Genomic DNA, 18,509 nt, shown 5'->3' on the forward strand with positions numbered 1-18,509 from the left:
CTGATTAAAAACTAGCAGCGTTTCAAGCTTTTGACCGCATAGGGATTGAGAACAATCTCGGTAAATTGAGCGATGCTCACAGTTTGAGGTTGTGAAGTGATGTTCACCAGCCAGAATTCTCGCTCTGTTGCAAAGGCCAGAACGTGGTCAGGCCGCGACGAAACAAGCTGCTGCCATTTCTTACCTGCCAGCCCGGCCAATGTTTTTATCGTATTAAAGAGCGGACGTTTTCCGCCTGCTGGCGTTGGCTCGCCTTCGCCAGCAATAAGCCCGAACGGGCCAGTCATGGCCGAAAGCGTCAGACGATCAAGGCCTGCATTCAGCACCGATATGGCATAGGCCATGGCGAAGCTTTCCGCGAATTTTCCATTATGGCGTGGATCGAGATTGGCCATGGCAATGCGTTTGCCATTCGGGTTTTCCATCGTCCTGCTTCCATAGGGATTCTGACGCATGGGGATCGTCGACGGCCCAATGCGATAGGGCTTGTCGCCATAGATCGCTCGCACCGAGCGGGTGATGAAAGGCAGAGCCTCTAGTGTCTGCATGACGCTCAGGTCGTCAGCGGCATGGACTATCGGATTGGTGCAATGGGTGACGAAATCAACAAGCTCGCCGGGAACGCACTTGCGATTAAGCTCTGTGAAATAGCTCAGCATTCCACCGCCAAGCCGTACATCCGGGAAGGCTGCTCTTGCTGCCGCATAAACATCTTCGAGCGGCGGGCAGGGAGGCCATTTGCTTCCGGGAGGCGTCGATTGCCGGTCTATGGCCGGTGAAACAATGACCGCATCCGGGGTAAAGCCAGCTGCTGTCATGTCAGAAGCGATTGCTATCGTCTCTTCGATGAGCGATTTCTCGCAAGGCAATACAATTTCGAGCGAAACGTGCCCGCTATGCTTCGCAGCCAGGGTCGCGAAATCAGCAAAAGCTGATTCGTTATGACTTGCCAGAGGATCGTAATGAAATAACAGATCCTGCGGGGCTATTTCCTCAAGCAGCTCTATTGCAGCTAAACTGGCCTTGGCTTCTTCTGGTGTGATGATGATGCAGATATTTGGCATCCTGCCACTTAGGTCGCCAAGCGTGATGCTTATCGGCGCTGCATGCGTGCCCACTTGTGATGCTGCTTTGCGCGTGTCGCGAATACTGAGCACGATGCGCTGATGCTGGGGTTTGGCGGCTTCGATCTGGTAAGGCCATGGCAAAGCCAGGGGACGCACATAGGTCTTGTAAGATGCATCGGACCAGTTGCGCTGGTCTTCCATCTCAAACGTATCGCCTTCCATGCGGCATTCCGCCGTAACGCCAGACATGGCCTCATGGGTGATTGCACGCATGTCCTTGAAAGGCTGCCATGGCTCAATCAGGTCGGGCAAATGGGTTTGGTTGAGCGTGCCATCGACATGCTCGACTGTTACAGGCGAACCTGCCACGCCGACAATCGGATGGAGAATGCAGAAGCCGCAACGGTTGGTTTCAAAGCCGGTCACGGTAGTGGCCACGGCGTCGAAAGTAAGTGTTCCGCCACTCTCTGCCTGAATGCGGACATCAATGGTGAGTTGGGTCGCATCCGGGCCTTCGCAACGCGCCTGATAAGTGACGGCAAATCCGGTGCTGTTTTCTTCGACGTTCAGGTTGTTGATTTCCGGATTATAGGTTCCCCAGTCTCGATCCCGCACGAGATAGGAAACAGCGCGCAGAACCCCAACGCCATCATATTTGATGGTTCGTAGATTGCCATCGCACAAATCGACGGCGAGCAGGCCCGCTTTCAGATGAAATGGTTTCGCTTCCGTTTCGCGCGTTCCAAAGAGCAGAAAAGGATCGACGTTGCTCATTTGAGCAACGCCGTAATGTCGACGCGATTGCCGCTTGTGGCACTGTCGTAGGCGGCTTCGACAAGCGCGAAAGTCTTTAGATTATCCGCACCCGATGTCGAGGTTTCTTCGCGAGTTTCCAGTTTGTCCACCCAATGCTGTTGAATGGCAAAAACGCTTTCCTGAATATTGTGCCAAGGACGTGAGGCCCACGAGAGCAGTTTTGGCGAAACGTCGGAAACCGTGGTGCCGTTCGGCGTAATCACTTCAAGGCGATACCCCTGATAAAGCCGGATCGAACCTTCGGTGCCATCAATTTCGATGAGCGTTTCCGGGAAAGGATCGGTTTTGAGCTTGGTCGCATAGCTTACGTCGACAATGGAAGTAGCGCCATTTTCATGATCCATGAGAATAGTTGCTACATCTTCACCGTTGATCTTCGGGTTCACACGCTTTGTGCGAGAAACAAGGCTGGTCACATCGCCCAGAATGAAGCGTGCAATATCAAGCGTATGAATGCCTAAATCTTCGATGATGAAGCGTTCGCCTTCAGCAAGATAGGGCTGGCCGGAAAACACGTCGAAGCCCGAGCGGAAGGAGAAACGTCCCCAGAACGGCGTGCCGATGACGCCACTATCGAGTGCCTTGCGCACTGCCTGAATAGGCGTCTGCCAGCGGAAGTTTTCATGCACCATGAGCGGAATGCTTGCTTCATCGCAGACTTTCACCATGGCCTTTGCATCATCAAGCGTTTTGGCAAAAGGCTTCTGGCAGATTGCCGGCACCTTATGGGCGGCGGCAAGCTCCACCAGTGCGCGGTGGCTTGAGACTGTGGTGGCGATATCGACAAAATCAATGCCGCCATCCGCAAACAGCGCCTGCGCATCCGTGTAGCGGCGTTCGATGCCAAACTGGTCGCCGACAATCTTCAGCCGCTCAGGGTTGCGATCACAGATTGCCACGATCCTGGCACCCGAAACGTCATTCCATGCATGCATCTGGTTGATTGCGAAAAAACCGCAGCCGATCAGAGCGCCATTCAATTCTGCCATTTTAACCCGCTTTTGCCATTTGCATAAGTGTAACGCGCTGCTGGAGGCGGCGCTGTGCCTGATCCACCACCACGGCAATGATGATGACAAGGCCCTTGATGACCATTTGCCAAAAGGACGATACGCCCATCATGACCAGGCCATCGGAGAGGATACCGATGACGAATGCACCGATGATCGTGCCGCCAATGGTGCCGCGCCCGCCAGACATCGAGGTGCCTCCGAGGACTGCTGCCGCAATGGCGTTCAGTTCGAACGAGTTGCCGGTTGCCGGATGCGAAGACATCAGTTCGGACGAGATGATAAGCCCGGCGATCGCCGCACAGAAGCCCGAAAACATGTAAACGAACATCTTTACGCGGTCGACGCGGATACCCGACATGCGTGCCGCACGTTCATTGCCGCCGACTGCGAAAATCTGGCGACCAAGGGGCGTGTATCGCGCGATATAGGCTGCTGCCAACGCGACAACGATCAGAATCCAGATCGAGACCGGAAGACCGAGAATGCTGCCTGATCCGAGGAAGGCGAAGCCGGTTGTACCCAGGTCTTCGCGGCCTACAAGGTTCGGGAAGGTCTGGCCGTCCGAGGACAGAAGTGCCAGGCCACGCGCTACATAAAGCGTGCCGAGTGTCGCAATGAAGGGCGCAACATTCAGTTTGGTTATCAATAGCCCGTTTATGAAGCCGACTGCGACACCCACAGCCAGTGTGATCAGCGAGATTTCAATGATGTTGAAATAGATCGTATAGCCGATGCCAAGATCGATACCGTAGATCAGAAGACCACCGGCAACCATGCCGCAAAGCCCGACAATGGAGCCGACGGAAAGGTCGATGCCGCCTGTGATGATGACGAAAGTCATGCCCATTGCAAGAAATGCATTAAGCGCAACGTGCTTTGACATCAGGATCAGGTTGGCAGCTGACAGGAAGTTCGGCGCTGCGAACGAGAAGAAGATGAACACCGCGAAAAGCGCGATGAAGGTTCTTAGTTTCATCAGTGTCAGCAGGACCGAGCCGCTGTTAAAGGTTGAGTCAGTGGCGGCCGTCGTCGTGTTGGCTGTCATGACGCGAGTTCCCTTGTTTGTTTGTTGTGGTCGTTGTCATGTGTGTGCCCGTGGCCCTTGGCCGATGCGGCAACAATGTCGGCTTCCGTCGCTTTATCGCGGTCGAATATGGCAATCAGCTTCCCATTGCTGAGCACCGCGATGCGATCAGAGAGCGCCATGACTTCTTCCAGATCAGAGGTTGAAAAAAGAATGGAGAGACCTTCGGCAGCAAGCCTGCGCATGGTGCGAAAGACATCGGCCTTCGCACCCACGTCGATGCCGCGCGATGGCTCGTCCATCAGAAGAACTTTCGGATTGGTCATCAGCGCCTTGCCGATGACAACCTTTTGCTGATTGCCACCTGACATCGAAGTGACTTCGAATTCGGGGTTCGGTGCCTTGATCGAAAGGTCTTTGATTGCCTGTTGAATGGCCTGTTTTTCACGCTTTGGCGTGATGTGGAAGAAGCGAGCCAGACGGTCAAGACTTGCCAGTGTCAGATTGCTGGCAATCGACAAAATCTGTACCAGTCCTTCGCGCTGGCGATCTTCCGGTATGAGGGCAAGGCCACGCCGGATACGACGGGTCGTATCGCGTTCCTTCACTTCCTCGCCATCGATATAGATATGGCCAGTGGAATGCCCATGCTGGCCCATCACACATTCGAAAAACTCGGAACGTCCGGCGCCCATAAGGCCGTAAATACCCAGAACTTCGCCTGCGCGCACAGTCAGGGAGACGTCATTCACTGCAAGCCCACCGGTTGCACGCGGCAGGGTGATGTTTTCAGCGCGAAACCGTTCTGCACCGATCTTGTGGGTCACAGGCTTGGCAAAATCCTTGGCATCGGAACCGATCATCGAACGCACGATCCATTGCGTATCGATGTTCTTGATCTCTTCCTGGCCGGTGATTTTTCCGTCACGCAGAACCGTGATGTAATCGCCAATCCGCATCAGTTCTTCGAGACGATGCGAGATATAGACGATTGCCACGCCCTTCTTTTTCAGTTCGGCAATCACCTTGAACAGAATATCGACTTCGGCTGCAGAAAGGGCCGATGTCGGTTCATCCATGATGACGATGCGTGCGTCAAGCGAAATGGCTTTGGCGATTTCGACAAGTTGCTGCTGACCGATTGGCAGATCGGCGACGAGCGTACTTGCACTGATGCCTGCATCAAGGCGGTCGAGATATTCATTGGCCTTGACGACCTGTGCTTTGTGATCAATGCCGCGCAAACCGCGTGTAATTTCGCGCGTGGCAAAGATGTTCTCTGCCACCGTCATGTTTGAAAACAGGTTGAGTTCCTGAAAGATCATCGCAATGCCGCGCTTCTGCGCGTCGGCGGGGCTGTCGAATGACACTTCCTCGCCATCGAGAATGATCTTCCCCATGGTCGGACGCTCAACGCCCGCGATGATCTTCATCAGCGTTGACTTGCCAGCTCCGTTTTCGCCGACAAGCACATTGACCGAACCACGGCGCAATTCAAGATTGGCGCGCTTGACCGCGACAATACCCGAATAGACCTTGGAAACATCCTCAAGCTTGAGGACGATATCGTCCTTTGGGTTCAATTCCGTCTCCATCGCTTATTTCTCCAAAGAGATGGAAACAGGCGTGACGAGCGGAAGCTGGCCCTTCGATGGTAACGGGAAAGCACCTTCGGCTTTCACCTTCATGCCAACCAAATCTTCGCGCGGGAGCTTTGAAAGAACATCGTCATTGACGCGGGTGTTGAACGCCTTGCCAAACTGAGCCCAGTCGATCTGATTGCGAAACTCGTTGAAGTTCACAAAGGAGAGGCTGTCGCGAATTGCGCTGCCGCGAACGGTCGGCCCGATCTGCACGCGTGCATCGGCCTTGCCATCGCCATTGCTGTCCACATCAACATAGGCTGCGCGGGATTTCGTTTCAGCGGCGACCACGGTGCCTTCAAGCTTGGCTGCAAAGGTCCAGGGGGCATTGCCCTGCTTTTCGCGATGACCGTATTTCGCTCCAGCGGCATCAGCATCTGCGTTTGCTGCCTGCATCACTCCATCGAGCGTTGCAGTTTTTTCGGCAAAAAACGGCTTAACTTTTGAATCCCAGATGTCGGCAACCGAACGATCGGGATTGAAATTATCGCCGCGTGCTTCTGCGGCTTCTTCTGCTGTCGGAGTCTTGATGATTTTGCAGCCCGAAAGCGCGACACCGCAGGCCAGCACGATAATGGAAGCTGACTTCAGCACTGACATGAATTTATCCTCGATACAGGAAATAGTACCGGGAGCGCTGGCGCTCCCGGCCAAGCCGCGCTTGATTAATCCTTCAAAGCGAAGGTTTCAAGCTTGTCTGCATTGTCAGGATTGATGAGGACGCAGTCCATCAACTGCTTTTCTTCAGCAGGTCCCTTGCCGGTCTTGATATATTCGTCAGCCTGTACGACAGCCATCTGTGCCTGAGCATAGGCTGGCTGAAGAACAGTTGCCTTGATGCCGCCTGCCTTGATCGAGTCACGAACATCATTGGAGCCGTCAAAGCCGACAACGATAACGTCCTTGCGACCGGCAGCTTCAAGAGCTGCCCATGCGCCCATGGCCATGATGTCGTTTCCGGAAATCACGCCCTTAATATCAGGGTTTGCCTGCAAAATGCTCTGCATTTTCGTGAAGGCTTCAGTCTGACTCCAGTTAGCAGACTGCTGCGCAACCATCTTCATGTCTAGATATTCGTCGATAACGTCGTGATAGCCCTTGGAACGGGTGCCAGCGTTGAGATCGGATTCGCGGCCGAGCAGCTCGACATAATTGCCGGCTTCGCCCATCAGCTTGACGAATTCTTCAGCGCCGAGCTGAGCGCCCTGATAGTTATTGGATACGATCTGCGAAACGGCAACGCCCGAGGCGTTAATTTCACGATCGATCAGGAATGAGGGAATCTTCGCGTCTTTTGCCTTCTGAACGGCTGCAATCGAGGCTTCCGAACCGGCATTGTCGAGGATGATAGCCTTTGCGCCACGACCGATGGCCGTATCGACGAGTTGCGATTGCTTGGTCGCGTCGTCGTCATGCTGGAGGATCAGTGTTTCGTAACCAAGTTCCTTGGCCTTGGCTTCAGCACCTACGGCTTCAGCCTTGTAGAATGGATTGTCATGCGATGGCGTGATGATCGCGATCAGATCAGCAGCCCATGCCGGCATGACAACACTGCCTGCCAATGTTGCCGAAACGGCTGCAATAGCAAAACCGCGTGCAATTTTCCTGCGTGTGAACTTCATGTAGACCTCCCAATAAGCCCCATTTCCCAAAAGGGCGGAAAAGGGGAGAGCGTTTGACGCCCTCCCAAGTGACGTCACGTAATGCGACGGATGCTTTCTGCGATTTCTGCCGGTTCGAATACGTTTTTCCAGTCGTCGCGCATCAGCGCCGGGATGCCAAATTCGATTGCCTTGTTGCAGGCATCGGAGAATACGCCTTGAACTTCGCCGAAAATGACCGCTCCAAGGACATTCATATGCCCCAGCAGGAAGTCTCGGGCCGCCTCTTCAGGAACGCCACGCCGGACGCTTTCATCCATGGCCTGCTTCATGACGACCAGAAGCGAAGCGCAAACGGTTTCCGAAAGGCCCGGCTCGAGGATTGCGAGCTGCTCGACGGTCACGCGGTGCGAGCGCATGACAGGTGCCCAGATGACCTTCGCGATTTCTTCACCTAGCGCATAAGCTTCTTCCGGGCCCTGCATCAGAGCCGAAACGATGTGCTGCTTTGCAAACAGACCGCCGAAGTGGTCCTTCTTTGCCTGCACGTCCGTTTCGTCGTTGAAGATCGGCGGATGGCAAGGATGGGTTACGAAATAGGTGAGGTCTGCGCGTTCTGGCAGGTGACCTGCAAATGGAGCGGCTGCGTCGAGCGCGATAACCATTGTGCCTGGCTTCAGCTTGTCAACGATACCTGCAGCAACCTTACCGATGATGGTATCCGGCACAGCCAGAATGACTACTTCAGCGCCTTCGAGACCTGCATCTGCATCGATGGTGTCAATATCGAGTTCGTTCTTCAGGCGTGCCTTGCCTGCGTCGCTGACTTCGATGTGACGTACGTCAAAGCGTGAATCTTGGAGGTTCTTGGCCAGACGGTAGCCCATCTTGCCGCCCGCTCCGAACAAAGCGATAGCTGTCATGATTGTATTTCCTTCCAGACTTTTGGTAGTGTAACTGGTATAACCAGTCAATGAGTATTCCAGATTCAAGCGATCAGCCCGTCGCGAATCTGACTGAAATAATTGTCTGAGCCGACCTGGCCGCCCTTGAGGGCAACCTGCAGGCCGTTGGTGGCGGCGTGAGCGCCGTGCGCCGTGCAAAGCGGCGACCCCGGAGTTTGTGGAAGCGGCAAAAGCGTGGTGAGTGCATCGACATGCAGTTCACGCAATGCGTGGCTGGAAGTGTCGCCGCCTGCAATAACTGCGCGGGTAAGCTGTTCGCGTTCGACAAGGCTGCGGAGGATGAAGCCGAGGCTACGGGCCAGTTTGTGGCGGCTGCCTGCGATCTTATCAATTTCTGTGCCGCGATCAGCGGACGGACCAAGCGCGGTGTTGAGGATCACACTGTTGCCCTGCTGGAGCGCTTTCTGGCCGTCAGCAATGGCAGCTTCGATTGCCTGATTGCCGTTTTCGCAGAGAAGATCGAGCGGGTTAAGATCAATGCCGGTAAAGCCCGATGTGGTTGCATGACGGATTTGGCGTTCGGTGGTTGGTGAGACGCTGCCCGAAACGATCGCGATGCGGTCAGCCTTGCCGGGAAGCGGAAACTCTTTTTTCGCACCGATCAGTCGGGCCTTGGCCCAGGCGGCCAGAAGCGCATATTCGACGCCGGACGACCCAGCGACAAACCAGCCATCGCGGGAACGCAAACGCCAGAGCTGTTCACCTGCCTGCAGCTGGCTTTCGTGGCTGTCAACGTCAAGCAACAACATGCCGTCAGCATCTTTGACAATCGCGTTTACACGCTCATCCGCATCGGAGGCTGAAAGCGCTACGAGATCAGCAAGCACGGTTTTCAGTGCGGTCTGCTTAGCCAGATGCTCGCGCAGGTCCGCTTCGTGCATTGGCGTGACGGGATGGCGGCTCATGACCGGATGGCGGTCAATACGATAGACTTCGCCCTGATAGGCGGCAAAGAGATTCCCGAAAGCGGTATAACGTTTGAGCTGCGGTGCGCCAACAACCAACGGCACATAGGTCTGACCAAAGACCGCTTTGCCGATTTCGACGGCCTTGCCGATATTGCCGACATGGGGGGCGGAATCGAATGTTGAGCAGACCTTGTAATGAGCAATCGCAGCATTCAAGCTTTTGAGCCAGTTGAATGCAGGCGTGAGATTTTCCTGCATCCATTCCGGCGTTTCGCTGCGGCTCGTTCCTGCAAGACCGATAGCCTTACAGTGCGAAAAGCGCGAAAGAAGCTCTTCGTCCGGCACATTCATGAACAGCACAGTGTCAACGCCGTTGGAAGACACGGCTTCCATAACATCGGTCGAGCCTGTGAGGTCGTCACCGTAGTAAGACAGCAGCAATTCGTTGGAAGCCTTGGTCATTATTCGCCTCCTCCATTTGAATTAACGGAGCCGAATTTTGCGAGCGAAGCTGCAAGTTCAGGATGCTCAGCAGCATAGGTTTCAAGTGTGATGCCAGCGACTGCTGCTTCCCATGCTTGCTGTACGGCGCGAACACCAGCTGCCGGGCCACCCGGATGGCTGACAATGCCGCCGCCGCACAGATAAAGCAGGTCCGTGGTGCGGCCTGTACGTTCATAGGTTTCAGGTGCCTGACCGCCCCACTGGCCGGAACCGGCGACGGGAAGCGGGCAATCGGCATGCCTGAACAATGGTGTGCTGACAGCCTTGAACGAATTGACGAAGCTTTCGTCCGGCTCCCAATATTTCACGCGGATGCCATTGATCTGGAACTGATCGACGCCGAGCAGGCGCCAGAACTGCTGGTAAACGCGGAAATCCATGCCTGCACCCGGATTACGGGTCAGAATATCCCAGCCGTTGCGATGCGCATGCAGTACAAGGCCGGAGCGCTTGCGCAGGAAGCTCATGCCGCCAAAGCCGACCGAATTGATGTTGACGACGGCGCAATTGCCGCCAGCCTCCAGCACCATGTCATGGTTGCGCATCATCTCGTCAGGATCGGCGTGCGAAATGCCGAAAGCATACATGACCTTTTTGCCGGTCTTCTGCTCATGATTGAGAATAAGCGGCATGATAGCGGCGATGCGCTCTTCGAGCGGCGAATAGGCCGGGTTCATCAGTTTTTCATCGTCTTTGATGAAATCAACACCAGATTCGATCAATTCGCCGACAAGTTCTGCGGTCTCATGCGGACGCAAACCAAGGGCTGGCTTGACGATGGTGCCGATGATCGGGCGCTTTTCAACGCCGGTGAGGCGACGGCTTCCGGCAATCCCGAATTGTGGTCCGGGATGGGCTGTGCGAAATGCATCCGGCAGCTTCATGTCGACAACGCGAATGCCGGTCATGCCCTTGATCGAGTAAACACCACCAACAGCAATCGTCATCAGTGCTGCAAGATCAGTACCGATTGCGTCGAGCGGGAAGGCGATGTCGACATCGGCACGCTTGATTGGGCCGTGAGCTGGTTCAAGTTCTGGCCAGGCTGGAACTGTTGCATCTTCAAGTGGACGAATTGCGAGCACGCGTGCTGCAACGCGCGCCTTCAGTTCTTCCGTTTCACCGGGAACGGAGACGAAAGTGCCGGTAGACTGATCGCTCGCAATCTTGGCTGCCATCTGCTCGATGCTGCCGGTTGTCTCAATGCGATAGGTCAAGTTTATGTGCATGGTCGTTACCGGGAACTGGCTATTGGTTTGTTGCCAGCGGTGTTCGCTTGGCGTATGCAGGATAACTGGTATAATGAGTACTCCATTATGCGCAAGTGAAAAATTGTGAGACGCTTCGACTGCTGTGGGCAAATAGCTTTTCTCCACGCATTCGAAGATGCATAAGAGGGGAAAGCGCATGAGGGGTGAGATGCAATGAACCAGCCAATCGAACCTATTGTTCGTCGCAAATTGTCCGATGAAGTTTTTGATCGGCTCGAAAACATGATCACCTCCGGTGAGTTGGGGCCGGGGGACGAAATGCCGTCGGAACGAGTTCTGATGGAGCGTTTCGGTGTTGGTCGCCCCGCAATTCGCGAGGCAATGCAGTCGCTTGCCAAAATGGGACTGGTCAGTATTTCGCACGGAGAGCGTGCCAAGGTGCTGAAGCTAACGGCAAAGTCGATCTTTCAGCAGGTAGATCCGACTGCGAAGATCATGCTTGCGCAATCAATGGACACACTGGAGGATTTGAAGAGTGCAAGAATTTTCTTCGAACGCGGTATTGTTCGCGAGACTGCGCAGAAGATAACGGAAAATGATATCGCGGAACTGCGAGAGATCATCGAACGGCAGCGGGAATCGCTTGGTGACGCGGATGCATTCATCGCTGCCGATATGGAGTTTCATGTCCGGATAGCCAGAATTGCTGGTAATCCGATATTGGTAGCAGTGAGCGAGGCCATGTTGGCCTGGCTGAAAGAGTATCATACTCATATGCTTATCTGGACGGGTAAGGAGAAATATACCCTCGTTGAGCACGAGGAAATACTGGATTGCCTGTCCGGTAAGGATGCGGACCGTGCCGAGGCTGCCATGCTCCGTCATCTCGAGCGGTCGCGTACACTTTATAAAAAGGAATAGAGCCTTCGCGAGAAGGTTATTGTCGTTTCATCAGGCGGTACACCAGAAGCGAGGAGGCGATGGCGACGGTCGCGGAAACCAGCAGCGCAACCGAGAAACCGGCGGAATAACCCCGCATGGCAAGTTCAGATGTGACAGTTCTGGCTGACGGTGCCACCATGTAAAGCGCATTGGGTAGGTCGCCTGCCACTATCGCATCAGCAAAATCTCCGCTGCATGTAGGATCGCTGCAATCCGTTTGAATTAGATGAGTTCGGACAGCACTTGCTAGCACACCGCTCAGGACTGCGAAGCCGAGCAGAATGCCAGTAAACCGAGCGGTTGTGCTGATGCCAGATGCCATCCCGGCCCGTTCGCGCGAAACCGCGCTCATAATCGCCTTCTGGGTCTCACCGTTCAGCAGGCCGCCACCGCTCCCGATCAGAAACATGCCGCACATCACGATAGACCAGTTTCCGGAATGCGCACCGAGGCTTGTCACGAGGCTGCCAACGCCGACGACCATGAGACCCAGGGCAAGAATTTCTCGAGATGATACTTTCTTTCCGAGAAGGCGCCCGACATTGGGGAAGATCAGCATCGCGCTTGCAAATGGGAGCATGGCAAAACCAGCCTGCAATGGTGGCTGACCGAAGCCGTTCTGAAGGAACAGTGGCAGCATGGATGCCATCACCTGCGCGCAGGCGGCATAGGCGAACATCGCCCAGACACCACCGATGAAGCGGGGATTACGAAACAGACTGAGATCGAGCATCGGGCGCTGCTGGGCAGTTTCGGCGATAAGAAAAATCATCAGCCCGGCAACGCCGCTGACAAAACCTGTCACAGCGATTGGAGATGTCCAGCCATGTGCCTGCCCATTGATGAGCCCCCATGTTAATGCAAACATGGTCGCTGCAAAGGAAATGATCCCGATAGGATCGAGACGTCGTGCATTTTCATCATTTGAATCCGTGACGAAACGCAGCGTAGCAAGTGCCAGAACAATGCTGATGGGTATGTTTATGTAGAATGCCCATCGCCAGCCAAGCGCATGGGCAATAATGCCGCCGATAATGGGTGACAGGACCATGGTCAGACCCATGATACCACCCCAGATTGACCATGCACGGTTACGTTCGTCTTCGGTATGGAACGTATGGCCAATGATTGCGAGCGCGGGTGCGAGCTGGAAGGCCGCGCTTGCGCCTTGCAATGCACGGGCGAGATAAAGTGTACTGGCAGAATTCGCCACACCGCAAAGCCAGGACGACAATGCGAACGCGCCAATTCCGATCAGGAAAACAGTTCGGCGTCCGAACCGATCGGCTAGGGCGCCGGCTGGTAAGAGGAGTGACGCGAAACAAAGAACATAAGTACTGATAACCCACTCGACATCGGCAAAACTGGCAGAAAATTCCTGTGCGATAGTCGGTAGGACCATTGCGACGACATTTGTGTCCAGCACGGTCATTGCGCAACCGGTCGATGCCGTCAGCAAAATCAAAGTTGAATTGGTAAGACGCGGTGCGGATGCAAGAGCTGTCGTCATTTTGTTGTCAGCGCTGCCGCACCAGCCTTAGCAATTTGCTGGTCATGATCGGGCGTGTCCGCCGATACGCCGATGGCGCCGACAACCTTACCGCCCACGGTGATGGGCACGCCACCACGCATAAGCACAAATCCACGCGCGGTGATGACAGCAGGACGTGTCCCGTTGATGGCATCTTCCAAAGCGCCGCTTTCTCGACGGAAAAGAGCGGCTGTTCGAGCTTTTTCAGGTGCAAGTTCGACGCCAGCAGGTACTGATGCGTCGTCCATGCGCACGGTCAGAATTGGCATACCCTCCGCATCGACGACAGAGATCACACAGGGCCAGCCATTCACCTTAGCTTCTTCCTCGGCGGCCGCAACGACGAAGCGGGCAGCTTCGAGCGTAAGAAAAGGTTTTGTCGGCAAGTCCAGTGCGAATGCCGAGTTAGTGAGGGTTATCGTTGTGATTAGCGAGGAGATGATTGCGACAGTATGTCGGGACATAAGACATTCTTTCATAGAGATTGACAGTGCCAATAGATCGGATTTTTGAATTTCTTTCATTCGCGGTAATTTGGAATAATATTAGTTTTTACCTAATTGTTGGAAGCGCACATGGAACTCAGGCACCTTCGCTATTTAGTGGCTCTCGCCGAAGAGCTTCATTTTTCAAGAGCTGCGGAGCGGTTGAACATTGCTGCTCCGACGCTTACGGTTCAGATACAGGAAATCGAGCGGCGGCTCGGTGCGAAGCTTTTTCTCAGAACCAAACGTTCAGTCACAATCACCCCGGCGGGCGAGGTCTTTCTGAAGGAAGCAAGATTAGTGCTGGATCAGTTCGACAAGGCAGAAAGTGTCGGACGCCGAGCCGGGCGGGGGGAAATCGGGCGGATCGAAATCGGCTATGTTGGCTCGGCGGCTTATGCCGGAGCCTTGCAGACGCAGATCAGCCGTTTCGCAGGAGATTGGCCTCAGGTGGAGCTTCACTCGCGTGAGTTTCCGATGGAGGAACTCCCAAAGCTCATCGAGGAAGGACATCTCGACATTGGCTTCGTCCGTATGCCGATGACGCTCCCACCGTCACTCAGTGCTCATGTTTTGCTGCAAGACTATTTTTGTCTGGCAGTCCCCTCAGACCATCGGCTGACGGTTGCAGCGTTGGAGGGGCAGTACGCTCTTCTTGCAGAAAGCCGATTTATTCTGCCCGAACAGGAGGCAGGTACGTATGAAGTCGCGAAGCGCGGAGGATTCACTCCAAGGATCGTTGCAAAGCCGGGCGGTCTTCTAGCTGTTTTGACACAAGTGTCTTTGGGTGCAGGCATATCGGTAATACCGGGCGTGGTGAGAAACGTCGTGCACATGCCCAATATGGTTTTTCGTCCAATAGCGGGAAAGCCGATCATGTCGGAAGTGGCTGCCATTTTCAGAAATAGGGAACATGCGGGCAGCATCAAAAATTTCATCATCCAGATATGCGCTTCGCCACCGATCCAGCTTGACCATGGGCAAAATGAACAAGTACCGTGAAATATATTTCATTATGTGAATTATATTGACAGGCGCATTTCTTTGCGATTAGCTATCAATACTGGTCTTCGAGGAGGAGGGCCGGTCTTCATAAAGATCAACGGCGTTTTTGGGACGCTATCCGCGCGTTTGGGAGGGGCTTCGGCCTCGAGGAGGACACTTGCGCAATTTTCTGAGCACGACCGCACTGGCGGTTCTTGCGGCAACGCTTCTGGCCGGTTCCGCAACGGCAGCCGAGACGGAAAATCCGTTCCGCTGTAAACCGGGCGAAAAATATGTGATGAACGTCATGGTTTCTGGCGTTGAATACTGGTTTCCCGTCTATGAAATGTTCAAGCAGGCTGGTCAGCAGTTCGGCTGTGAGACGGAATATACGGGTACGCCGGAATATGACGTGAACAAACAGATCGCGACGTTCGATCAGGCTTTGGCGCAGAACCCGGCTGGCATTCTCGTTCATCCAATGAATTCTGACCCGTTCATCGAGCCTATCAACCGGGCGATTGATCAGGGCACGGCTGTCGTCACCTTCGCAGCAGACTCACCGCTGTCGAAGCGTGTGTCCTTCATCACTTCGGACAATACCCGCGAAGGTACATATGCAGCCGATGCCATTGCCCAGAAAATGGGCGGCAAAGGCGAATATGCAGTTCTTGAAAATCCGGGACAGGATAATCACGACAAGCGGATTGCAGCCTTCATTGCCCGTATGGAAGAAAAGTGGCCGGACATGAAACTGGTCGGTCGCGCTGCTTCCAATCAGGACCCGACCAAGGCTTATCAGGGTCTGTCGAGCCTCATTCAGGCCAATCCGAACCTTGGTGCGGTTTTCATGCCGGAGGCCAACTCCGCAATTGGGGCTGCTCAGGCGAACAAGGAAGCCGGTGGCAAGGTTCTCGTCATGTGTGCCGACGTCAACGCCAACATCCTCGACATGATCAAGGCTGGTGAAGTCTTCGGTTCGATCAATCCGAACCAGGGCATGCAGGGCTATATGGGCTTCATGCTGCTGTGGCTTGCCAAGCATCCGGAACTGATCGACCCGATGAATGACGCCAAGCGTTCCGGCTTCAACCCGATGAGCATTCCCGTTGTCGATAATGGCCTCTCGATTGTGACCGCAGAAAACGCGGACGACTTCTATTGGGACAAATATCTGAAGCGTCGCGGTACTAAGGGCATTGAGGAATAGGCTCCGTTCAAGAAGCCATCCGCGCCCTGTGGTGCGGATGGTTGGAATGGAGAGGGAGGAAAAAGATGGCTGAACCGGTGCTTACCATCCACGGTGTAACCAAGCATTTCGGAGCGGTGAAGGCGCTGACGCAAGTGGATTTCAGGCTTGAACGTGGTGAGGTCCATGCGCTCTGCGGCGAGAACGGTGCTGGTAAATCGACACTGATGAGCATTATCGCTGGCGTTTTGCAGCCGACTGAAGGTAAGATACGCATTGACGGCAAAACCGTTCACATTGCCTCCCCCGCCGTGGCGCAATCGCTTGGTATCGGTCTGGTGCATCAGGAAATAGCGCTTTGTCCGGACGCTACAGTGGCCGAAAACATGTTTATGGCGACGACCAATCGCCGTCGTTCGCCGTTCATGAATTACCGCGCGCTGGAACGTGATGCGCAGATCGTGATGAACCGCCTGGCGGCTATCGATGTTCGGCAGAAGGTCGCCAACTTGCCGATTTCTAGCCAGCAGCTCGTGGAGATCGCCAAAGCGCTGACACTCGACTGCCGTGTGTTGATTCTGGATGAACCGACGGCTGCGCTCACCGAAACCGAGGCACAGCAGCTCTTTTCGATTATCCGTGATCTAAAGGCGAATGGCATTTCCATCATCTATATCAGTCATCGTATGGCCGAGATTTTCAGCCTCTGCGACCGGGTGACGGTTTTCCGCGATGGTCGTTATGTATGCACCGATCGCATTGCAGATGTGAAACCCGACGATGTGGTGCGTCGGATGGTAGGACGAGAGATCACGCAGCTCTACCCAGATAAGCTTGGATCACACGAGGCGGCAGGCGAAATTATTCTCGAAGTCGACGGCATTGGCGATGGCGTGCGCTTTAATGACGTAAGCTTTGCCGTTTGCAAAGGTGAAATTCTTGGTGTCGGTGGCCTTATCGGATCGGGGCGAACGGAGATTGCCGAAGGTATCTGCGGCCTTCGTCCACGCACTGCGGGAACAGTTCGCCTCCATGGCAAGACACAGAAGATCAGTTCATATTCCGACGCAGCCAAGGCCGGCATTGTTTATCTTTCAGAAGACCGCAAAGGTTCTGGCGTATTCCTGGAGATGTCCATCGCGCAGAATATTTCCGTGCTGGACCTGAAATCATTGACCAATGCCGCCGGACTTCTGAACGGTCGAGCCGAGGCTGCACTTGCAGAGGATTTTGCGAAACGGCTTTCCGTGCGCATGGGTGGCATCGAAGCGCCTGTGAAATCACTTTCAGGCGGCAATCAGCAGAAAGTGGCAATCGCCAAGCAACTGGCGGTAAAGCCCAAAGTCATTCTGATGGATGAACCGACACGGGGCATTGATGTCGGCGCAAAGGCGGAAATTCATCGCCTGCTGCGGGAGCTTGCGCGTTCCGGTATTGGTATCATCGTCATCTCGTCGGAAATGCCGGAACTGCTTGGTCTTGCTGACCGCGTGCTCGTCGTTCGGGAAGGGCACATCGCGGGAGAGCTTTCTACGGACACCATGTCGGAAGAGGCAGTGATCCTTCTTGCTTCAGGCGTTGGCGCGGAACGGGCATCGCATCATGCCGCATGAAAAGAAAATGGGAGAGGGTGAAATGGCAATCGACACAATGGCAGCGGCTGCGCCAAAAAATTCGTCGATAAGGCGCATAGGAACCATGCGTGAAGCCGGTTTGATTGCGATCATTCTGGCATTGGCCGTGGTGATGAGTTTTGCGTCGCCGCATTTTCTGACGCTCGGCAATTTTCGTGCGATGTTGATGAGTTTCTCGGTGGAAGGCATCGTCGTGGTGGGGATGACGATCCTGTTGATTGTCGGGGGCATCGACCTTTCGGTGGGCTCGGTGGTCTGTTTCTCCATGGTCCTTTCCGGCGCACTCTTTCTGGCTGGGCTCGATCCATGGACGGCTTCGCTTGTAGGCATTGCGGCGAGCGCAGCCATCGGCGGCATTATGGGATTCTTCGTAACCGTCGTTGGCCTCAACCATTTCATCACGTCGCTGGCAGCCATGGTAATTGTGCGTGGCCTCTGCCTTATCATCACCAAAGGAACGCCGCTGTCGCTTTTCACGCTGCCGCCAAGCTTTAAAGCGGTGGGGCAGGGCACATTCTATGGCATCCCCTATGTCATTTTGATTTTCGTCGCCGTCGTCATTCTGTTCGACTTCCTGCTCCGTCGCGCCACGGCCTTTCGCAAGGTGTTCTATACCGGCAGCAATGAGAAAGCGGCGCTCTATTCAGGCATAAAGACGAACCAGGTCAAATTCTGGGTTACGGTGTTGTGCTCGACGCTCGCCGGTGTTGCAGGCGTCATTTATATGTCCCGCTTCGGTGCTGCTACGCCTACTTTTGGTGTTGGCATGGAGCTGAATATTATCGCTGCCGCAGTCATCGGCGGTGCATCGCTCAGCGGCGGTTCAGGTACTATCCTTGGCGCTATTCTCGGCATGGCTCTGCTTTCGCTGGTCACATCCTCGCTGATCCTTCTCAATGTTTCGGTGTACTGGCAGGACATGATCAAGGGCTGCATTCTTCTTGCCGCTGTTTCGATCGACCATTTCCTGCACAAGCGGAAGGCGTCCTGAT

Annotated in this window: 16 protein-coding genes; 5 read left to right on the plus strand and 11 right to left on the minus strand. The window is 54.6% G+C overall.

Annotated elements, in window-relative coordinates; all coding sequences use genetic code 11:
- Positions 1-11 precede the first annotated feature (11 nt).
- The 9 genes from apnL to oiaX all read right to left on the minus strand — a co-directional run bounded on the left by apnL (position 12) and on the right by oiaX (position 10,770).
- Positions 12-1,841: a D-apionate lactonase gene (gene apnL / locus MKS82_RS26320; protein ID WP_109986857.1), complete on the minus strand. Its 1,830-nt coding sequence runs from the start codon at positions 1,839-1,841 to the stop codon at positions 12-14.
- A complete protein-coding gene (locus MKS82_RS26325) occupies positions 1,838-2,872 on the minus strand; it encodes a Gfo/Idh/MocA family protein (protein WP_109986858.1) in 1,035 nt (344 codons plus the stop codon). Before MKS82_RS26325 ends, apnL begins: the two co-directional genes overlap by 4 nt.
- 1 nt (position 2,873) lies before the next feature.
- Positions 2,874-3,941 carry an ABC transporter permease gene (locus MKS82_RS26330; protein WP_109986859.1) on the minus strand — a complete coding sequence of 356 codons (1,068 nt, stop codon included), beginning with the start codon at positions 3,939-3,941 and terminating at the stop codon, positions 2,874-2,876.
- Positions 3,938-5,515, minus strand: coding sequence for a sugar ABC transporter ATP-binding protein (locus tag MKS82_RS26335; RefSeq protein ID WP_109986860.1), 1,578 nt, complete (start codon positions 5,513-5,515; stop codon positions 3,938-3,940). Before MKS82_RS26335 ends, MKS82_RS26330 begins: the two co-directional genes overlap by 4 nt.
- A 3-nt stretch (positions 5,516-5,518) precedes the next feature.
- Positions 5,519-6,163 (minus strand): DUF2291 family protein, encoded by a 645-nt coding sequence (locus tag MKS82_RS26340; RefSeq protein WP_109986861.1) that lies wholly within the window; start codon positions 6,161-6,163, stop codon positions 5,519-5,521.
- Positions 6,164-6,228: 65 nt separating this feature from the next.
- Complete coding sequence (locus MKS82_RS26345) at positions 6,229-7,185, minus strand: D-ribose ABC transporter substrate-binding protein (protein WP_240579473.1); 957 nt, start codon at positions 7,183-7,185, stop codon at positions 6,229-6,231.
- Positions 7,186-7,259: 74 nt separating this feature from the next.
- The gene (locus tag MKS82_RS26350) at positions 7,260-8,087 is read right to left on the minus strand and encodes a phosphogluconate dehydrogenase C-terminal domain-containing protein (protein WP_109986863.1); all 828 of its coding nucleotides are present in this window, start codon (positions 8,085-8,087) and stop codon (positions 7,260-7,262) included.
- A gap of 65 nt (positions 8,088-8,152) precedes the next feature.
- Complete coding sequence (locus MKS82_RS26355; RefSeq protein WP_109986864.1) at positions 8,153-9,499, minus strand: four-carbon acid sugar kinase family protein; 1,347 nt, start codon at positions 9,497-9,499, stop codon at positions 8,153-8,155.
- Positions 9,499-10,770, minus strand: a complete 1,272-nt coding sequence (gene oiaX / locus MKS82_RS26360; protein ID WP_109986865.1) for a 3-oxo-isoapionate-4-phosphate decarboxylase OiaX — start codon at positions 10,768-10,770, stop codon at positions 9,499-9,501. Before oiaX ends, MKS82_RS26355 begins: the two co-directional genes overlap by 1 nt.
- Before the next feature lie 195 nt (positions 10,771-10,965).
- Here oiaX and MKS82_RS26365 point away from each other — a divergent pair, with 195 nt between their 5' ends.
- A complete protein-coding gene (locus tag MKS82_RS26365; RefSeq protein ID WP_109986866.1) occupies positions 10,966-11,673 on the plus strand; it encodes a transcriptional regulator NanR in 708 nt (235 codons plus the stop codon).
- Positions 11,674-11,689: 16 nt separating this feature from the next.
- Here MKS82_RS26365 and MKS82_RS26370 read toward each other — a convergent pair whose 3' ends face one another.
- Together MKS82_RS26370 and MKS82_RS26375 are read right to left on the minus strand one after the other, a co-directional pair.
- Positions 11,690-13,204 carry an MFS transporter gene (locus MKS82_RS26370; protein WP_109986867.1) on the minus strand — a complete coding sequence of 505 codons (1,515 nt, stop codon included), beginning with the start codon at positions 13,202-13,204 and terminating at the stop codon, positions 11,690-11,692.
- A complete protein-coding gene (locus tag MKS82_RS26375) occupies positions 13,201-13,689 on the minus strand; it encodes a GlcG/HbpS family heme-binding protein (RefSeq protein ID WP_109986868.1) in 489 nt (162 codons plus the stop codon). Before MKS82_RS26375 ends, MKS82_RS26370 begins: the two co-directional genes overlap by 4 nt.
- A gap of 111 nt (positions 13,690-13,800) precedes the next feature.
- Here MKS82_RS26375 and MKS82_RS26380 point away from each other — a divergent pair, with 111 nt between their 5' ends.
- The 4 genes from MKS82_RS26380 to MKS82_RS26395 all read left to right on the plus strand — a co-directional run bounded on the left by MKS82_RS26380 (position 13,801) and on the right by MKS82_RS26395 (position 18,508).
- Entirely contained in the window at positions 13,801-14,712 is a 912-nt protein-coding gene (locus tag MKS82_RS26380) for a LysR substrate-binding domain-containing protein (RefSeq protein WP_109986869.1), read from the plus strand.
- Positions 14,713-14,872: 160 nt separating this feature from the next.
- On the plus strand, positions 14,873-15,904 hold the full coding sequence (locus tag MKS82_RS26385; protein ID WP_109986870.1) for a substrate-binding domain-containing protein: 1,032 nt from the start codon (positions 14,873-14,875) through the stop codon (positions 15,902-15,904).
- Between the two features lie 65 nt (positions 15,905-15,969).
- A complete protein-coding gene (locus MKS82_RS26390; RefSeq protein WP_109986871.1) occupies positions 15,970-17,496 on the plus strand; it encodes a sugar ABC transporter ATP-binding protein in 1,527 nt (508 codons plus the stop codon).
- A 22-nt stretch (positions 17,497-17,518) separates the two neighbouring features.
- Positions 17,519-18,508 carry an ABC transporter permease gene (locus MKS82_RS26395; RefSeq protein WP_181394251.1) on the plus strand — a complete coding sequence of 330 codons (990 nt, stop codon included), beginning with the start codon at positions 17,519-17,521 and terminating at the stop codon, positions 18,506-18,508.
- Position 18,509: the final 1 nt, after the last annotated feature.

Source organism: Ochrobactrum sp. A-1 (genome assembly GCF_022488005.1).
GTDB lineage: Bacteria > Pseudomonadota > Alphaproteobacteria > Rhizobiales > Rhizobiaceae > Brucella.